The organism is Amycolatopsis sp. lyj-112 (assembly GCF_046549055.1).
Classification (GTDB): Bacteria; Actinomycetota; Actinomycetes; order Mycobacteriales; family Pseudonocardiaceae; genus Amycolatopsis.
Genome location: NZ_JAJPWS010000012.1, coordinates 178663 through 195862, shown reverse-complemented (window position 1 = coordinate 195862; position 17200 = coordinate 178663). Strand labels below are relative to the sequence as shown.

General features: G+C 69.3%; 12 protein-coding genes and 1 riboswitch. Of the genes, 9 read left to right on the top strand and 3 right to left on the bottom strand.

The window, feature by feature from the left end; translation table 11 throughout:
• Positions 1 to 29 precede the first annotated feature (29 nt).
• Positions 30 to 761 carry a GntR family transcriptional regulator gene (locus ACLJRL_RS32090; RefSeq protein WP_410660075.1) on the top strand — a complete coding sequence of 244 codons (732 nt, stop codon included), beginning with the start codon at positions 30 to 32 and terminating at the stop codon, positions 759 to 761.
• Between the two features lie 51 nt (positions 762 to 812).
• Here the strand turns inward: ACLJRL_RS32090 and ACLJRL_RS32085 are convergent, their stop codons facing one another.
• Positions 813 to 2177, bottom strand: a complete 1365-nt coding sequence (locus tag ACLJRL_RS32085; RefSeq protein WP_410660074.1) for an SLC13 family permease — start codon at positions 2175 to 2177, stop codon at positions 813 to 815.
• Between the two features lie 191 nt (positions 2178 to 2368).
• Between ACLJRL_RS32085 and ACLJRL_RS32080 the strand changes: the two genes are divergently transcribed.
• The 4 genes from ACLJRL_RS32080 (at position 2369) to ACLJRL_RS32065 (ending at position 8988) form a co-directional block, all read left to right on the top strand.
• Positions 2369 to 3535: a pyridoxal-phosphate-dependent aminotransferase family protein gene (locus ACLJRL_RS32080; RefSeq protein ID WP_410660073.1), complete on the top strand. Its 1167-nt coding sequence runs from the start codon at positions 2369 to 2371 to the stop codon at positions 3533 to 3535.
• 16 nt (positions 3536 to 3551) lie between these two features.
• Positions 3552 to 6470 (top strand): FAD-binding and (Fe-S)-binding domain-containing protein, encoded by a 2919-nt coding sequence (locus tag ACLJRL_RS32075; protein ID WP_410660072.1) that lies wholly within the window; start codon positions 3552 to 3554, stop codon positions 6468 to 6470.
• Positions 6467 to 7225: a fumarylacetoacetate hydrolase family protein gene (locus ACLJRL_RS32070; RefSeq protein WP_410660071.1), complete on the top strand. Its 759-nt coding sequence runs from the start codon at positions 6467 to 6469 to the stop codon at positions 7223 to 7225. The genes ACLJRL_RS32075 and ACLJRL_RS32070 overlap by 4 nt, the downstream gene beginning before the upstream one ends.
• Before the next feature lie 161 nt (positions 7226 to 7386).
• Entirely contained in the window at positions 7387 to 8988 is a 1602-nt protein-coding gene (locus ACLJRL_RS32065) for an ABC-F family ATP-binding cassette domain-containing protein (protein WP_410660070.1), read from the top strand.
• A 45-nt stretch (positions 8989 to 9033) separates the two neighbouring features.
• Here ACLJRL_RS32065 and eno read toward each other — a convergent pair whose 3' ends face one another.
• Both eno and ACLJRL_RS32055 read right to left on the bottom strand, forming a co-directional pair.
• Entirely contained in the window at positions 9034 to 10317 is a 1284-nt protein-coding gene (gene eno, locus ACLJRL_RS32060; protein ID WP_410660069.1) for a phosphopyruvate hydratase, read from the bottom strand.
• A gap of 187 nt (positions 10318 to 10504) precedes the next feature.
• Positions 10505 to 11509 (bottom strand): prenyltransferase/squalene oxidase repeat-containing protein, encoded by a 1005-nt coding sequence (locus ACLJRL_RS32055; protein WP_410660068.1) that lies wholly within the window; start codon positions 11507 to 11509, stop codon positions 10505 to 10507.
• A 183-nt stretch (positions 11510 to 11692) separates the two neighbouring features.
• Positions 11693 to 11760, top strand: a riboswitch (cobalamin riboswitch).
• Positions 11761 to 11863: 103 nt separating this feature from the next.
• Between ACLJRL_RS32055 and ACLJRL_RS32050 the strand changes: the two genes are divergently transcribed.
• From ACLJRL_RS32050 to ACLJRL_RS32035, 4 genes are read left to right on the top strand one after another with little or no spacing between them, the layout of a single operon-like run.
• Positions 11864 to 14566, top strand: a complete 2703-nt coding sequence (locus ACLJRL_RS32050; RefSeq protein WP_410660067.1) for a hypothetical protein — start codon at positions 11864 to 11866, stop codon at positions 14564 to 14566.
• Positions 14563 to 15138, top strand: a complete 576-nt coding sequence (locus ACLJRL_RS32045; RefSeq protein WP_410660066.1) for a flagellar hook-length control protein FliK — start codon at positions 14563 to 14565, stop codon at positions 15136 to 15138. The genes ACLJRL_RS32050 and ACLJRL_RS32045 overlap by 4 nt, the downstream gene beginning before the upstream one ends.
• A complete protein-coding gene (locus tag ACLJRL_RS32040) occupies positions 15135 to 16082 on the top strand; it encodes an ABC transporter substrate-binding protein (RefSeq protein WP_410660065.1) in 948 nt (315 codons plus the stop codon). Before ACLJRL_RS32045 ends, ACLJRL_RS32040 begins: the two co-directional genes overlap by 4 nt.
• Positions 16082 to 17191, top strand: a complete 1110-nt coding sequence (locus ACLJRL_RS32035; protein ID WP_410660064.1) for an energy-coupling factor transporter transmembrane component T — start codon at positions 16082 to 16084, stop codon at positions 17189 to 17191. Before ACLJRL_RS32040 ends, ACLJRL_RS32035 begins: the two co-directional genes overlap by 1 nt.
• Positions 17192 to 17200: the final 9 nt, after the last annotated feature.

The following is a 17200-nucleotide window of genomic DNA, read 5'->3' as shown; positions in this document are numbered from 1 at the left end:
TACCGTATACAGCAAGGGAGGGAGTATCCATGACCGCCGTGGAATTCGAGAACGGCCGGATCGTCGCGCCGCCGAGTATGGCCGACCTGGCCACCCGCGCCCTGCGCGCGATGATCCTTTCCGGCGAACTCCCGCCCGGCACACGGCTGGTCGAGGCCAAGCTCACCGAGCGGCTCGGCGTATCCCGGCCGCCGCTGCGCGAGGCACTGCAGAACCTGACCTTCGAAGGCCTCGTCGTCCCGCATCCCCGGCGCGGCGTCATCGTCCGTCCCCTCACCCGCCACGACGTCTACGAGATCGTCACCTTGCGCGAGGAACTCGAAGCGTTCGCCGTCCGGATCGGGATCCCGGTCCAGGCGCCGGAGCGTCTCCAGGCCTGCCGCAACGCGCTGGCCGCTTTCGAGCAGGCAGCCCTCGACGGCGACGAAGGTGTCTTCACTCAGCGCAAGTACGAATTCCACCAGTCGATCGTCGCCCTCGCCGGGCACGAGCGCGTCACCGAGGCGTACCGCGCGCTGTCGCTGCAGATGCAGCTGTGCATGGCACTCAACCGCAGCGCCCGCCGCGACGGCGAATCGTTGCTGCAGAACGTCGAGCGGCACCGCGAACTGGTCGCGGTCATCGAGGCGGGCGATCCCGACGCCGTGCTGAAGGCCCTGGCCGAGCACGGTCACGGCAGTTTCCTCGTCGAGGTGGTCGATCAGCTCGACGGCGGTACCCCCGAATCCGAGAAGTGGCTGGCCGAACGCCGGAACGGCTAGGGCTCGTGAGTGGTAGTGACGGTTAGAACCGTCACTACCACTCACGAGGTATCAGCTCCAGCCCGGCAGGATGAACAGCAGCCAGGTCGTGAGTGGCGCGATCGCGCACATGCTGAAGCCCCAGATCATCAGGCCGCGGAACACTTTGTCGTTCTGCCCGGCCGGGGAGTTGGCCACCACCAGGGCGCCGCTGGTCGAGAACGGTGAGGAGTCGACGACCGACGACGAGATCGCCAGCGCGATGATCATGCTCACCGCGCCGACCTCGCCGGCCAGCAGGAACGGCACCGCCAGCGGGATGAGCGCCCCGAGGATCCCCGTCGTGGAAGCGAATGCCGAGACGATCGCGCCGATCGCGCAGATGAGGATCGCGGCCAGCAGCGGCGAACCGATCCCGGTGACGGCGTTGCCGAGCCATTCGATCGTGCCGACTCGTTCCATGAGTGCCACGAAGGTGACGATCCCGCAGATCAGCAGCACGGTCGGCCACGCCACCTCGCCGATCGCCGCCTTCGCCGAACGCGGTGACACCAGCGAAAGCACGGTGGCCACGGTCAATGCGGTGAACCCGACGTCCAGGCCGAAGACGAGCGCTCCCACCGCGAGGGCGGCCAGTCCGATGAGGGTGAACACGTGGTCGCGGGTGAGCGGCAGGCGCTCGTCTTCTTCGGTTTCGCCGCCGGAGGGTACCGGCTCGATGTCGTCCGGTCCGGGGACGCCGCCGGTGCCGGTGCCAGTGGTCGGCGGGGTGCCGGAACCGGTCAGGGCGAGCGCGGGCTGAGCCGTCACGGTGACCATTGTGGACGAACGGCGGATCAGTTCACGCCCGCCGAAGAGGAAGAAGACCACCGCGCTCAGTACCAGGTTGAAGACGAAGGACGACGCGAACAGGAGTCCGGGGTTGCTGGGCAGGTTGTCGCGGGCCACGACGCCGTTGACGATGCTGCCGAAGATGCTGATGGGGGAGAAGCCGCCCGCGCTGGCACCGTTGATGATCAGCAAGCCCATCAACATCGGGTTGATCTTGTAGCGGCGGGCGAATCCCATGCCGATCGGGGCGATGATCGCCACCGCCGCCGGGACCACGGCACCGACCGCGGTCAGCGTCGCGGTGACCACGAACATCACCCACGGGATCAGGGCTATCCGCCCGCCGACGGCGCGCACCACCAGTTGCACGAGGCGGTCGACGGTGCCGTTCCCCTTGGCGATGGCGAACAGCAGTGTCACCCCGACCAGGATGACGAAGAGATCACCGGGAAAGCCGGAGACGATGTCGTCGGTGCTTTCCCCGGCGAACACCGTGCCGATCACAAAGGCGGCGACGAACGCCAGCGCCCCCATGTGGACGGGGAGCAAGGTCGCGATCAGGAACACCAGGGCGAGAGCCACGACTGTGACGAGCTGTATGGACATGTGAATCCTCTGTGGTCGGCGCTGACTCATTCAGGGAATCGAGCCCGGGCCGGCCGCGGGGGCGGCCGTCCGGGCGAAGTGAAGTTTTAGGGTGCACCCCCTCGACGGGAGTTCGGTACACGGTATACCTTTCAACCAGCGAGACCAAGTTTTCGTACTGTGAAATCTCGGAGCCGAGCGTGGAGGCACATATGACATACACAGCCGGCCGTCATTTCCTGCAGATCCCGGGCCCGACCAACGTCCCCGACGTGGTGCTCCGGGCGATGTCGGCGGCCACCATCGACCATCGCGGTCCCGAGTTCCAGGAACTGGGCAGGCATCTGCTGAGCGAGATCAAGCCCGTCTTCGGCACCACGAACCCGGTGGTCATGTACCCCGCCACCGGGACCGGTGCCTGGGAGGCGGCCCTGACCAACACGCTCAGCGCCGGCGACACCGTCCTGGCCTTCGAGACCGGCCACTTCGCCACGCTCTGGAACGAAATGGCCCGCGGCCTGGGTCTTGAGGTCGACTTCGTGCCGGGAGACTGGCGGCACGGCGCGGACCCGGCGGTCGTCGTCGAAAAACTCACCGCCGACAAGGCGCACCGGATCAAGGCCGTCTGCGTGGTCCACAACGAGACCTCGACCGGCGTCACCAGCCGTATCCCGGAGATCCGGGGCGCGATCGACGCCGCCGGGCACCCCGCCCTGCTGCTGGTCGACACGATCTCTTCACTGGGCTCCATCGACTACCGGCACGACGAGTGGGGTGTCGACGTCACGGTGGCCGGGTCCCAGAAGGGCCTGATGCTCCCGCCCGGGATGAGTTTCAACGCGATCAGCGACAAGGCCCTCAACGCCGCCAAGACCTCGGGCCTGCCGAAGATCTTCTGGGACTGGGGCCCGATGCTGACCGCGAACGAGCGCGGATTCTTCCCGTACACCCCCAATACCAACCTGATGTACGGGCTGAAGGAAGCCCTGCGGCTGCTCTACGACGAGGGACTCGAGAACGTTTTCGCACGCCACTCGCGCCACGCCGCCGCCACTCGCGCCGCCGTGCGCGGCTGGGGCCTGGAGGTCCTCTGCCAGGACGAGCGCGAGCATTCCGGTGCGCTGACCGCGGTCCTGGTCCCCGAAGGCGTCGATGCCGACAAGGTCCGCGCCGTCATCCTCGACCGCTTCGACATGTCTTTGGGGGCAGGGCTGGGGAAACTCGCCGGGAAGATCTTCCGGATCGGCCACCTCGGCGCGTTCAACGACCTCACGCTCGCCGGAACCCTCGCCGGTGTCCAAATGGGACTCACGCTCGCCGGTGTCCCAGCCGATCCGCGCGGCCTGCAGGACGCGCTCGAGGTTCTGCAGAACGACTAGCGAGAGGACACCGCCGATGACAGCCGAACTGACCCGCTCCACCACCGGCCCGCTCGAAGACGTGCTGCGCGCACGGATTCGCGGTGAGGTCGACTTCGACGACTACACCCGCCACCTGTTCTCCCGCGACGCCAGCATGTACTCGATCATGCCGCTGGGCGTGGTCTTCCCCCTCGATCAGGACGACGTCGCCGCCGCCGTCGCCACGGCGGCGGAGTTCGGCGTCCCGCTCGTGCCCCGAGGGGCGGGCACGAGCCTCGCCGGGCAGACCGTCGGACCCGGTCTCGTGCTCGATCTTTCCCGGCACATGAACCGGATCCTCGACCTCGATCCCGTCGCCCGCACCGCCGTCGTCGAACCCGGTGTCGTGCAGGATCAGCTCAACAAGGCCGCGGCCGAGCACGGGCTGATGTTCGGCCCGGACACCTCCACCAGCAACCGCGCCACCATCGGCGGGATGGTCGGTAACAACTCCGCCGGCTCCGGGTCGCTCACCTTCGGCATGACCATCGACCACATCCGTGCCCTCGACGTCGTGCTCGCCGACGGTTCCACCGCCCGTCTGGAGCCTGTCGACGAAACCGAACGCAAACGCCGCGCCGAGGCCGACACCCTCGAAGGGCGCCTCTATCGCGACCTGCCCGAACTCGTCACCGCCCACGAGAAGGCGATCGCCGAAGGCATGCCGATGTTCTGGCGCCGTGCCTGCGGTTACCGGCTCGATCGCCTCGCCGGTTACGAGGACACCGGCGTCTTCGATCTGGCCAAGTTCGTCGTCGGCGCCGAGGGCACCCTCGTCCTGATCACCCGCGCGATCGTCGATCTGGTGCCGAAACCGAAGAAGACCGTTTACGCGGTCGGGCATTTCGAGACCGTCCACGGCGCGATTTCGGCCACCCTCGATGCCTTGAGCTGCCACCCCCATCAGGTCGAGATGATGGACAAGACCATCCTCGACCTGTCCAGGGAGAAGATCGAGTACGCCGATCTTGGCAACTACCTCGTCGGTGACCCCGCGGCCCTGCTGTTCGTGTCCTTCTCCGGCGACGACGAGACCGAACTGGCCCCCAAGCTCGACGAGGTCGCCGCCCTGTGGGAGCGGAACGGGCACGGCTATCACACGCTCAAGGCCGTCACGGCGGCCGAACAGGCGGCCCTGCTCAAGGTGCGCAAGTCCAGCCTCGGCCTGCTGATGGCCGCCGGTGAGGGCACCAAACGGCCGCTGGCGTTCATCGAGGACACCGCCGTCGCTCCCGAACATCTCGCCGAGTACACCGGGCGGTTCAAGGAGATCCTCGACGAACACAGTCTCGAAGCCGGTTTCTACGGCCATTGTTCGGTCGGCTGCCTGCACATCCGCCCGTTCGTCGACCTCACCGATCCCGCGCAGGTCGACACCATGCGCGTGGTCGCCGAGAAGATCAAGAACCTCGTCGCCGAGTACGGCGGCGTGAATTCCTCCGAGCACGGCGACGGCCTGGCCCGGTCCGAGTTCAACCGGGAGATCTTCGGCGACGAGCTCTACGAGGCGATGCGCCAGGTCAAGAAACTGTTCGACCCGGCGGGAACGATGAACCCCGGCAAGATCGTCGATGCCCCGCCGATGACCGACAACCTGCGTGACCGCGACGCCCTTCCGCCCGCGCCCCCGCTGCGGACGATGCTGTCGTTCGAGGTCATCGGCGGTGGCGGGATGCGCGACGCCGCCGACCGCTGCATGAACATCGGGCTGTGCCGCAAGACCACCGGCGGCGTGATGTGTCCGTCCTATCAGGTCACCTTGCAGGAAGAGCATTCCACGCGCGGCCGTGCCAACGCCTTGGTCAAGGCCTTGTCCGAGCCGGACCCGAAGGCCGCGCTCGGCGACGAGCGCCTCCACGAGATCCTCGACCTCTGCCTGATGTGCAAGGCCTGCAAGAGCGAATGCCCGATGAGCGTCGACATGGCCTCGCTCAAGGCCGAGACCCTGCACCAGCACCACGAGCAGCACGGCATTCCGTTCCGTTCGCGGATCTTCGGGTCCATCCGGTTCCTCAACAAACTGGGCTCGGCCACCGCTCCACTGTCCAATGTGCCCGGTCGTGTCGGCCTGGTGCGCGCGCTCATGGAACGCGTCGTCGGTATCAAGGCCGAACGGCCCATGCCGAGGTTCGTGCGGGACAACCTGGTGCGCTGGAACCGGAAGCGCAGCACACCGGCGGGGACGGCGGGCACGCTCAACTGGCTGGCCGACTCCTTCACCACCTACACCGAACCGCAGATCGGCAAGGCCGCGATCGAGTTGCTCGAAACCGCGGGCTGGTCGGTGAACCTCGCCGGCGGTGGCTGCTGCGGGCGTTCGAGCCTGTCCAAAGGGCTGCTCGACGACGCCAAGCGGAAGGCCACCGGCCTGGTCACCTCGCTGGCCCGGGACACCGAGCCGGGATCGCCGATCGTCGGGTGTGAGCCCTCGTGTGTGTTCACCCTGCGAGACGAGACGGTGGCGCTGCTCCCGGATCTGCCGGAAGCCCTGCAGGTCAAGGAAAGGGTGCGCCAGGTCGAAGAGCTGCTCGTCGAAGCCATCGACGACGGCAGGCTGCGCTTGCCCGAGCGGTCCTGGCTCAGCGGCCGCCGGGTCGTCTTCCACGGACACTGCCATCAGAAGGCCGAAGTCGGCACCGCCGCCACCATGGCGCTTCTGCGCCGGATCCCGGGCCTGGAGGTCGCCGAGATCGACTCCGGCTGTTGCGGGATGGCGGGCTCGTTCGGTTTCGAGGCCGAGCACTACGAAACCTCGATGGCCGTCGGACGTGACCGGCTTTTCCCCGCCATCGAAAAGGAACCGGCCGAAACGCTGGTCGCCGCGACCGGGGTTTCGTGCCGTCAGCAGATCTTCCACGGGGTCGGCCGCACCGCCTGGCATCCGCTCGAACTGGTCCGCGAGGCACTGGGATGAGACTGATCCGCTTCGCCACCAAGGGGTACGACCGCACCGGTTGCGTCGAGTCCACTTGCGACGGTGACATCGTCCGCGCCTACGACCCGGTCGCCGGTCCCGGCGCCGTCGTCGGACCGCTCGCCGATGTCCGTCTGCTGGCGCCGTGCGATCCGCGCACGATCGTCTGCGTCGGCAGCAACTATCCCTGTCAGGTCGAGGAAAAGGGCCGTCCCTGGCCGGAGCAGCCGGCCTTGTTCCTCAAGGCGCCCAACGCCGTCATCGGGCCCCGGCAGCCGATCCTGCATCCACCGGAGGTCGAGCGCCTCGAATACGAGGGCGAACTGGCCGTCGTCATCGGGAAGACCGCCAGGAACGTCACCGCCGGCAATGCCGCCGCCCACATCCTCGGGTTCACCTGCGCGAACGACGTCACCGCCCACGACTGGCGGGCCGACGGGCAATGGGCGCGGGCGAAGAGCGCGGACACCTTCTGCCCGCTCGGGCCCTGGATCACCACCGGGATCGACGCCGGGGACCTGGGCCTGACCACGCGGCTCGGTGACCGGATCGTCCAGCGGTCCGGCACCGGCCGGATGATCTTCGGCGTCGGCGAGATCCTCGCCTGGGTCACCCGCTGGTTCACCCTGCACCCCGGCGACGTCGTGCTCACCGGCAGTCCCGCCGGTGTCGGGCCGATGAAGCCGGGGGACGAGGTCACCGTCGCCATCGACGGCATCGGCGCCCTGACCAACCCTGTCGGCCTCCGGACCTGAATCCGCGGAAATTCGGATGCGAGGAGTCCGGCGCTGACCTACTCTGCCGATCGTGATGCAGCAACTTCTGTTCCTCTGAGGGACGACGCCTCCACCGGTACCGCGAGCCGCGGTGCCGGACTTCGTCCTCTCTGCTCATCACTTTCGTTGGAGGCAGTTCCTTGTCATCCCCTCTTCCGCCCGCGCTGGTGCGCGCGGCGCACCTCCGCCTGTCCGGCGTCCACCTCACCTTCGGCGGCCGCCCCGTGCTTTCCGGAGTCGATCTCGTCGCGGCGGCCGGTGACCGGGTCGCCGTCGTCGGCGAGAACGGCCGCGGCAAGACCACCCTGCTCCGGGTGCTCGCCGGTGACCTGCCCGTCGACCACGGTGAGGTGTACCGCGCGGGTTCGATCGGCGTCGCCGACCAGCAGATCCCGCTCGACGCCACCGAAACCGTCGGCACCCTGATCGATCTCGAACTGGCCGCCGTGCGGGGTGCTCTGGCCCGCTTGGAACGCGCGACCGACGCCCTCGCCGACGGCCTGCCCGGCGCGGACGACGTCTACGCCGACGCGCTCACCGAGGTCGAGACGCTCGACGCGTGGGACGCCGATCGGCGCGTCGAAGTGTCGCTGGCCGCGCTGAACGCGGTCGACGATCGGAGCCGCCCGCTCGGCACCCTTTCGGTCGGGCAGCGGCACCGGGTCCGGCTCGCCTGCCTGCTCGGGGCCGGGCATTCCGTGCTGCTGCTCGACGAACCGACCAACCATCTCGACGCGGCCGGGCTCGATCATCTGACCGAGCGGCTGCGTGCTCATCCGGGTGTGGTCGTGCTGGTCAGCCACGATCGGGCGTTGCTGGCCGATGTGGCGACGTCGGTGATCGACCTTGACCCGTCCAGTGACGACCGGCCGCGGGTCTATGGCGGTGGTTACGCCGCTTACGTCGAGGCTCGCCGAGCCGAGCGTGCCCGCTGGGAGGCGTTGCACGCCGAGCAGATCGCGGAGCGGCAGCGCCTCGCCGACGACCTCTCCGCGGCACAGAACCGGTTGCGCGACAACTGGCGACCCGAGAAAGGACACAAAAGGCACAGCCGCGCCAGCCGCGCTCCCGGCTTGGTCAGGGCGGTCCATCGACGGCAGGACGAACTGACCGCGCACGTGGTGGCGATCCCGCCGCCACCCGCCCGGTTCGCCATGCCCGAACTGCCCGGGTACCGGGGCGCGACCCTGCTGCGGGCCGACGCGGTGACCGTGGCCGGGAGGCTTTCGCGTCCGGCCGGCCTGGCGCTCGACGCCGGTGACCGGCTGGTGGTCACCGGGCCCAACGGCGCGGGAAAGTCGACGTTGCTGACCGTGCTGGCCGGTGACCTGGAACCGAGCACGGGCACGGTCGTCCGCGCCCGGCCGGTGCGGATCGGGCGGCTGGGCCAGGAATCCGATCTGCCGGGCACGCGCACGGCGGCGGAACTGTACGACGAACAGCTCACGCGATCGGGCGTTTCCGGGCCGGGCTTGGGTGAGCTGGGTCTGCTCGGCGGCTACGACCGGCGACGTCCGGTGGCCGAGCTTTCGGTCGGCGCCCGGAGGCGGCTGGACCTGGCGCTGGTGCTGGCCCGACGCCCGCACGTGCTGCTGCTGGACGAACCGACCAACCACCTGTCGGCCGCGCTCGTCGACGAGCTGACCGTCGCGCTCGGGTCCACCCCGGCCGCGGTGGTGATCGCCACGCACGACCGGCAACTGTTGCGCGACACGGGGTCCTGGCCGCGGCTCGCGCTCTGAACCGGGGACCGCGGGCCGGACGTGATCCGGCCCGCGGTCTCACGGTCAGCGACGTCCGCGGAGGGTGGCGGTGCCTGCGTAGCGGGCTTCGGAGCCGAGTTCCTCTTCGATGCGGATGAGCTGGTTGTACTTGGCGGTGCGGTCGGACCGCGACAGCGAACCGGTCTTGATCTGGCCGCAGTTGGTGGCCACGGCGAGGTCGGCGATGGTGGTGTCCTCGGTTTCGCCGGAGCGGTGGGACATCACCACGGAGTAGCCGGCCTTGTGCGCGGTTTCGACCGTGGTCAGCGTTTCGGTGAGCGTGCCGATCTGGTTGACCTTGACCAGGATCGAGTTCGCGATACCGCGTTCGATCCCGTCGTTGAGCAGATTCACGTTGGTGCAGAACACATCGTCGCCGACGAGCTGCACGCGATCGCCGATGGTGTCGGTGAGCTGCTTCCAGCCGTCGAAGTCGTCCTGGGCCAGACCGTCCTCAATGGACACGATGGGGTAGCGCGTGGTGAGGTCGGCGAGGTAGGCCACGTGCTCCTCGACGCTGCGCTTGCGGCCCTCACCGGTGTAGTCGTAGACGCCGCCGGTGTAGAACTCCGACGCGGCCGGGTCCAGCAGCAGAGCGATGTCCTCGCCGGGCGTGTAGCCGGACTGTTCGATCGCGCGAAGGACGAACTCGAGTGCCTCGTCGGCCGAGTTGAGGTTCGGCGCGAAGCCGCCTTCGTCGCCGACGTTGGTGCCATGCCCGGCTTCGTGCAGCGACTTGCGCAGCGTGTGGAAGACCTCCGAACCCATCCGGACCGCGTCGGCGAAGGTCTCCGCGCCGAGCGGGCCGATCATGAACTCCTGGAAGTCGATCGGGTTGTCCGCGTGCGCCCCGCCGTTGATGATGTTCATCATCGGCATCGGCAGCAGGTGCGCGAACACGCCGCCGACGTAGCGGTACAACGGAAGGTTGCTGGCGGCCGCGGCGGCCTTGGCCACGGCGAGCGAGACGCCGAGCGTGGCGTTGGCGCCGAGCCGGGCCTTGTTCGCGGTGCCGTCCAGCGCGATCAGCGCGCGGTCGACGTCGGCCTGCGCCTCCGCGTCGCGCCCGATGATCGCCTCGGCGATCTCGGTGTTGACGGCGTCGACGGCCTTGCGCACACCCTTGCCGTGGAAGCGGGTCTTGTCCCCGTCGCGGAGTTCGACGGCCTCCTTGGTCCCGGTGGAGGCACCCGACGGCACGGCGGCCCGGCCGAGCGAACCGTCCGCCAGTTCGACGTCGACTTCGACGGTCGGATTGCCTCGGCTGTCGAGAACCTCACGGCCCTTGACGCGGGAGATCGCAGTCAACTTCGCTCCTCGATGAGTCGATATCGAAGCGGCGCAACGATGAGCCGCGAAACAGGGCGAGGCTAGCAGAAAACCTCTGAATCGATCCCGAGGTCTGACGCCCGGATCAAGCGTGGAGAGCGCGTGAGGGCCACCCTCAGGGACTCAGAGTCCCTGAGGGTGGCCCTCACGCGTCAACAGGCCGAGCTCACGGGCAGGCGAGTACCGGGGCCTGCGGACGTCCGCCGCCACCCAGCTCGCTCAACGGCACTCGAGCCAGCCCGAGGATGCCCTGCGCCGTCGCGCGCGGAGCGGTAACCGCGTTCAACCCGGTCGTGTCGTAAGCGATCGCGCCCCGGTCCGCGACGGCCCCGGTGCAGCCGACCTGCAGCGACTTCAGGAACTGCCGGGCCTTGACCGCGGCGGCGGGACGGTGGCCCGCGAGCGCCTGGGCGGCGACGCCGGTGCTGTTGGCGTTCGGGGCGTTCGCGCCGACACCGAAACCGCCGTTGGCGTGCTGCTGGGTGACCAGCCACGAGGTGCCTTCGCCGGCGTTCGCCGCGTCACCGGTGGCGCGCAGGGCCTGCACGACCATCGCGGTCGAGTCGACGTCGCTCGTGCAAGTCGCTTCGCCGAAGTTCAGCGGGAAGCCGCCGTCCGCGCATTGGGTGCCCGCGAGGAACGTGACGGCCGACGCGGGAGCGCCCGCGGGGGTGCGGTCCAGCGCGAGCAGGGCGAGCGACTGGGTGAGGGCGTTGGAGTAGTCGCCGAATTCGGATCGGTCGGAGAACCGGCCGGACGGCGCGAGCAGCGAGAGCAGTCCCGCTTTCAGGTCCACGCCACCGAACGACGACGGGTTCTTGCCCCGGATCTGCGCGGCGAGCATCAGCTTGGCGTGCGCGCCCGCGTACGCCTCGGTGCCGCTGCCGACGTAGCCCGTGGTGATCTCCGGCTTCGCCAGCCACGCGATCGCCTTGCCCGCGTTCGTGCCGGAAACCCCGGAGGCGGCGAACGCGAAGACGGCGTCGATCGTCAGGCCCTGGTCGGGGTACTTTTCGCCGCCGAAGTCGACTTCGAGCCGTTCGCCGTCGGCCATCTGCCTGGCGAGCCAGCCGGCGGCCGAGTCGGCCTTGTTGGTGGTGGCGGCCGAAGCCGGCGCGGCGGCCAGTCCGATTCCGCACAGCACGGTGACGGCGATTACCCAGCGTCTCATGAGATCCCTTTCCCCCACGTCCGTCCTGAATGATCCGGACGGCCCAAAGGGTCTCATCCCGGGGCAAGCCCGTGGCGCCGCCGTCGCTGTGATCCTGGCAACGACCTGGTCAGCGGTGCCTGCGGCAAGTGATCGGGTGTTAACCTCGCAAAGCTCGACAACTGAACACCGCCGCCCGTGACGGGGAAGCCGGTCGAAATCCGGCGCTGTCGCGCAACCGTGGGCCATCTTCGATGGTGAGCCGGGGTACCGCACGGGCGGAGGAACCACCAAGAAGTCCGACCACTGTCGCGAGAAGCAGGGGTGACTCCGGCGTCCCGCGCCTGTCCTCCTTATGCCGCAAGGAGGAGGAACATGCGCCGCCGCGAGTATCTGGCCGCCGTGTCGTTCGCCGTCAGCGTCGGCGTGATCGCCGCCCTCCTCACCGGCACCGCGACCGCCGCGAACGACCGCGACGCGGCCCGTGCGAGCTCGAAATGGCTTTCGACCAAGATGAAGCCGGACGGCACGTTCGAGAATCCCAACGGCGGCGCGCTGCCCGACCACGGCCTGATGCTCGACGCGCTGTTCTCGATGTACGCCTCGGGCGACGGCGCGCTCGCCGCGCCGATCGCGGACTTCCTCGACACCCAGGGCCACGCCACCGACTACTACACCTGGGACGGCCTGGTCCCCGGCGCCGGCTACGACGCCGTCATCCTCGGCGGCGCCGCGGCCAAGACCCTGCTCGCCGCCCAGATCTCCGGCCGCGATCCGCGGAACTTCGACGGCCACGACATGGTCGCCGAGACCCGGGGCGCGATCATGCGCAAGGGCCCCGACAAAGGCCGGATCAGCGATTACTCGAAGGATCCCGCTCTCGCCGATGCCGTGACCAACAACGCCAACATGTTCGGCCAGGCGCTCGGCGTGACCGGGCTCGCCGTCGCGGGTGAGAACGACCAGCAGGCCATCGACAAGATGCTGACCCAGCAGTGTTCCGAGGGTTACTTCCGGGTCTTCTTCGGCCTGATCCCGACGAAGGAGACCGGCGACCACGTCACGCCGACCGGCTACAAGATCTCGACCTGCGACGAAGGCAAGGCATTCGATCTGTCGTCCTCGGACGGCGACGCGACCGGACTCGCGCTGTCGGCGATGCTGGCCGCGCGGAAGGCGGGGGCGGCCGGACTCGACGAGCCGATCTCCAGGACCGTCAAGTGGATGACGGCGAACCAGAGCGCGTCCGGCGGCTGGGGCGGCGGTGTCGGCACGGAAGCCCCGAACACCAACAGCACCGGCTTGATCGTCCAGGCGCTCGCCGACGCCGGCGGCGCGGACGCGGCGGTGGACCGCGGCGTCCGCTACCTCAAGTCCGCACAGGCCACGGCGGCGGTCGACGCCGGCAACTCGCTCGCCGGTGAAATCGGCGCGATCGCCTACAACCCGGCGTCGTACGAGGCCGCGCGCCGCACCGGCGTCAGCGGTCTCGACACGTGGATCCGCGCCGGGGCACAGGCTTCGCTCGGGCTGTCCCAGGTCGGGTTCTACGCGCTCGCGAAGGGCGGCGGACCCCCGCCGACGAGCAGCGGTTCGTCCACCAGTTCGGAGACCACGACTTCCACGCCGTCGGACACGACCACCAGCAGCCCGACGTCGAGCAGCCCGGTCTCGACCAGCACGACCACGACCACAACCACGACGACAACCACAGCCACCACGACCACGACGACGTCGGTCACGCCGTCGTCGAGTTCGCCGGCGACCAGTCCGCCGCCGAACACGGTCACCGTCACGACCACGCCGCCGGTGGCCGAACCTCAGCCACAGCCCCAGGCTCCCAAGCCCGCGCCCAAACCCCCCAAGCCCAAGGCCGCCAAGAAAGTCGTACGCGCCAAGGTGCCGCCGCCGACCACGAAGGCGCCCGAGATCGCGAGTCCCGGCACGACGACACCGGCCGCCCGGCTCGGCGCGTACCTGTCGAATCGGCTGGCCGGCGGTGACCACGTCGAGGTCACCGAGGACGGTAAGACCTTTGTGGACTACGACGCCACCGCGGATCTGGTCCTGGCGCTCCGTGCGCTGGGCGACCAGCCCGACACCGTGACCCGGGCATCGAAGTTCCTGCTCACACCGGAAGCCGTGCAGGCCTACGCCCACGGGGCGCCCTACGAGCAGAGTGGCGCGTCCTACGCCGAGCCGCTCGCCAAACTCGTGCTCGTAGCCGAGTTCGCGCAAGCCGGCGACGTCGTCGGCTTGCTGCGAGGCGACCTGGTGAAGCTGCGCGGCGAAGACGGCAGGTTCACCGACACCGGTGCCTTCGCCGACGCCGACGAGACGGTCGAACGGCACGCGTGGGCGCTGCTCGCCACCACCGCGGACCCCGGTCCGGCGGTCGAACTGCTGCTCTCCCGTCAATGCGCCGACGGCACGTTCCCGATGCACCTCGACAGCGAGGAATGCGGGTCCGGTGACCTCGGCGCGACGGCCGCGGCGGTCACCGCGCTGGGAGTCCGGCCGCATACCGATGGTGCGCCGTCGACGAAACGGCCGGACGGCTGGTCCGAGCGACGGGCGTCGGCCTTCGTCTCCGCCGTGAGCGCGCTCGGGGTCAGGCCGACCGGCGAAGGCATGGTGACCGGCGAGGCGGGCGAGCCGGATGTCGCGCTCAGCGCCGCTGTCGCCGCCGCGCGGCAGGTGGCGGGACTCGACGCGAGCGGTACCGCGCGATCGCTGGGCAAGCTCGTGCTTCCCGATGGCGGGCTCACCAAGGGATCCGTCGCGGCGAGCGACGGGAAGACCGACTTCGCGACGACCTTGGCCGCCGCGCAGGGCGTCGCGGGACGATCCTGGCTCACCGCCGAGGGCTCGCCGCTGTCTCCCGCGGCGCGGTTGCCGCTCACCGACGTCAAGGCCGAGGCGGTGGCGGGCACGCAGTTGCAGGCCGCCGCGCAGACCACGCGATCCCCGTGGCTCGCCTGGGGTCTCGTCGCGCTGGCCGGGCTGTCGCTGCTCGCCGCGGGCGCCTTGATTTTCCTGCTCCGCCGCTTCATCAAGACCAAGGGGGTCACACCGTGAGAAAGCTGCTCGCCGTCACGTCCGTCCTGATCGGACTGATCGGGCTCGGCACCGCCACACCCGCCCAGGCCGTCGACCCGGCCAAGGGGTACAACGGGGTCTGCACCGGCGACGACGCGCTCAGCGGCGTCACCGTCGTCGTCGACTTCCAGGAACTGGACGGCAACGGCGGCACCGCCGCGCCGACGATCACCCGGTGCTCGCCCAACGCGAGCCCCGGCACCGCTCGTACCGGTATCAAGGCGTTGCAGGACGCGGGAATCGCGGTCGCCGGCACCGCCCGGTGGGGCCTCGGTTTCGTGTGCCGCCTGGAAGGCCGCCCGGCCGCGGCGGAGATCATCCCGCTCTCGAGCAACCCGAACTACAAGGAAGCGTGCGTCACCACACCGCCCGCCGGCGCGTACTGGGGCTACTGGCACGCCGACGGTTCCGGGTCCACCTGGACCTACAGCAACCTCGGCGCGCTCAACCGCAACGTGACCCCCGGCGGGTTCGAAGGCTGGTCGTTCTCGCTGAACAAGTCGGCGACGACCAACCCGCCGCCCGGTGTCACGCCGACGACCGCCCCATGAGGAGGGCTTTCGGGGTGGTGGCGGTGATCTTCCTGATCGCCGCCCTTTCCCCGGCCGCGCACGCCATCGACCACGGCAAGGGCTATCCGGGGTTCTGCAAGGACGCCACCGGGGTCACCGTGGTCGTGGACTTCCAGCAGCTCGGCGGCACGACCATCGTGCGGTGCGATCCGCAGCCGAACCGCGGCACCGGGCTGGACGCGCTCAAGGGCGCGGGGTTCCAGATCGCGGGCGTGCAGCGCTGGGGCGAGTCGTTCATCTGCCGCGTCGAGAACCGGCCTTCGGGGGCGGAGCAGCTCCCGATCGCCGGCCGCGAGAAGTACCGCGAGATGTGCATCGACACGCCTCCGGCGTCGGCGTATTGGTCCTACTGGCACGCCTCGAACAACTGCGCGTGGGACTACAGCCAATGGGGCGTGAAGAATCGCGACTTCATCCCCGGCGGCTTCGAAGGCTGGTCGTTCTCGCTCAACGCGACCGCGGAGAACAACCCGTATCCCCGCGTCTCCGCGGTGCGGCCGGGTACCGAAGGCCGGCCCTGCGTGCCGCGTGAGGAAGAGAAGCCGGTCGGCAACGATCCCAACGAGAGGCAGCAACAGCCTCAGGCGGGCAACGGACAACAGCCGGGGGACGGGCAGCACCAGCCCGCGCCGGGCGAGGATCCCGGGGCGACGGCGGGGGACCCGTCCGCCGCCGGGCAGAGCGCCGGTGCGCTGCCACCGCCTAAGCCCCGTCCGAGCGCCTCCGCGCGGCCGAAGGCGAAGGACCCGTCGACGAACGTGGCGTTCACCGGAGGAGAGGGCGCCGAGGACGTCAACGCGGTGATCGAACGCGAGTCCGGTGCGAGCGGCTGGGCGCCGTGGGCGGCCGGTGGTGCCGTGCTGGCGTTGTGCGTGGCCGGATTCTTCGTGGCACGCAGACGTAAACGCGCCCAGGGAGCCTGATGACGTCGTACTTCCTGCCGCGCGACCTCCATCCGGCCGCCTGGTGGGTGTGGGCGCTGGGGCTCGCCGTCGCGGCGACCCGCACGACGAACCCGTGGCTGCTGCTGACGATCGTCGCGGTCGCGGGCTACGTCGTCGTGGCGCGGCGCACCGAGGCGCCGTGGGCCATGGCGTTCCGGCTGTATCTGTACCTCGGCGCGTTCATCGTGGTGGTCCGGGTGTTCTTCCGGCTCGTGTTCGGCGGCGCCGAAGGCTCCACGATCATCCTGCGGCTGCCCGAGATCCCGCTGCCCGAGTGGGCGGCGGGCATCCGGCTGTTCGGGGACGTGTCCGCGGAATCGTTGCTGGGCGGGCTTTATGACGGGCTGCGGCTGGCGACGATGGTGATCTGCCTCGGCGCGGCCAACGCGCTGGCGAATCCGAAACGGCTGCTCAAGTCGATGCCGCCGGCGTTGTACGAGGTGGGTACGGCGGTGATCGTCGCGCTTTCGGTGTTCCCGCAACTCGCCGAGAGCGTGCTGCGGGTCCGGCGGGCCCGCAAACTGAGGGGTGGCGCGGGCAAGAAGGTGAAGGCCCTGCACGCCGTCCTCATCCCGGTATTGGAGGACGCCCTGTCCCGCTCGCTGCAGCTCGCCGCGTCCATGGACTCCCGCGGCTACGGCCGGGCGGGTGCGGTCGAGGCCCGAGCCCGGATCCTCACCGGCACGCTGATGATCGTCGGCCTGATCGGCGTATGCGTCGGCGTCTATTCCACTTTGGACGGTTCGACGCCGAGATATCTCGCCGCACCGGTGCTGTCGGCCGGTGTGCTGGTCGGTCTGATGGGGTTCTGGTTCGCGGGCAAGCGGGTCCAGCGCACCCGTTACCGGCCCGATCGCTGGCACCTGCCCGAGATCGTGGTCGCGGCGAGCGGTATCGGCGTCGCGGCCTTCCTGTTCGTGACGTCCAGTGTGGACCCGATGAACCTGAACCCGTCCCTGATCCAGCTGTCCTGGCCGTTGCTGTCGTGGGGTCCGTTGCTCGGGGTGCTGATCGGCGTGCTGCCCGCGTTCCTGACCCCGGTCCCCGAACCCCCGTTCGCCGCGCTCGAAGAAGAAGTCACCGCATGATTGAACCGG

Bases quoted from the DNA above. Each gene is read 5' to 3' on its own strand.
- ACLJRL_RS32050 (WP_410660067.1), top strand. From the start codon at position 11,864: ATGCGCCGCCGCGAGTATCTGGCCGCCGTGTCGTTCGCCGTCAGCGTC.
- ACLJRL_RS32035 (WP_410660064.1), top strand. From the start codon at position 16,082: ATGACGTCGTACTTCCTGCCGCGCGACCTCCATCCGGCCGCCTGGTGG.
- ACLJRL_RS32055 (WP_410660068.1), bottom strand. From the start codon at position 11,509: ATGAGACGCTGGGTAATCGCCGTCACCGTGCTGTGCGGAATCGGACTG.
- ACLJRL_RS32075 (WP_410660072.1), top strand. From the start codon at position 3,552: ATGACAGCCGAACTGACCCGCTCCACCACCGGCCCGCTCGAAGACGTG.
- ACLJRL_RS32070 (WP_410660071.1), top strand. From the start codon at position 6,467: ATGAGACTGATCCGCTTCGCCACCAAGGGGTACGACCGCACCGGTTGC.
- ACLJRL_RS32085 (WP_410660074.1), bottom strand. From the start codon at position 2,177: ATGTCCATACAGCTCGTCACAGTCGTGGCTCTCGCCCTGGTGTTCCTG.
- ACLJRL_RS32040 (WP_410660065.1), top strand. From the start codon at position 15,135: ATGAGGAGGGCTTTCGGGGTGGTGGCGGTGATCTTCCTGATCGCCGCC.
- ACLJRL_RS32080 (WP_410660073.1), top strand. From the start codon at position 2,369: ATGACATACACAGCCGGCCGTCATTTCCTGCAGATCCCGGGCCCGACC.
- ACLJRL_RS32090 (WP_410660075.1), top strand. From the start codon at position 30: ATGACCGCCGTGGAATTCGAGAACGGCCGGATCGTCGCGCCGCCGAGT.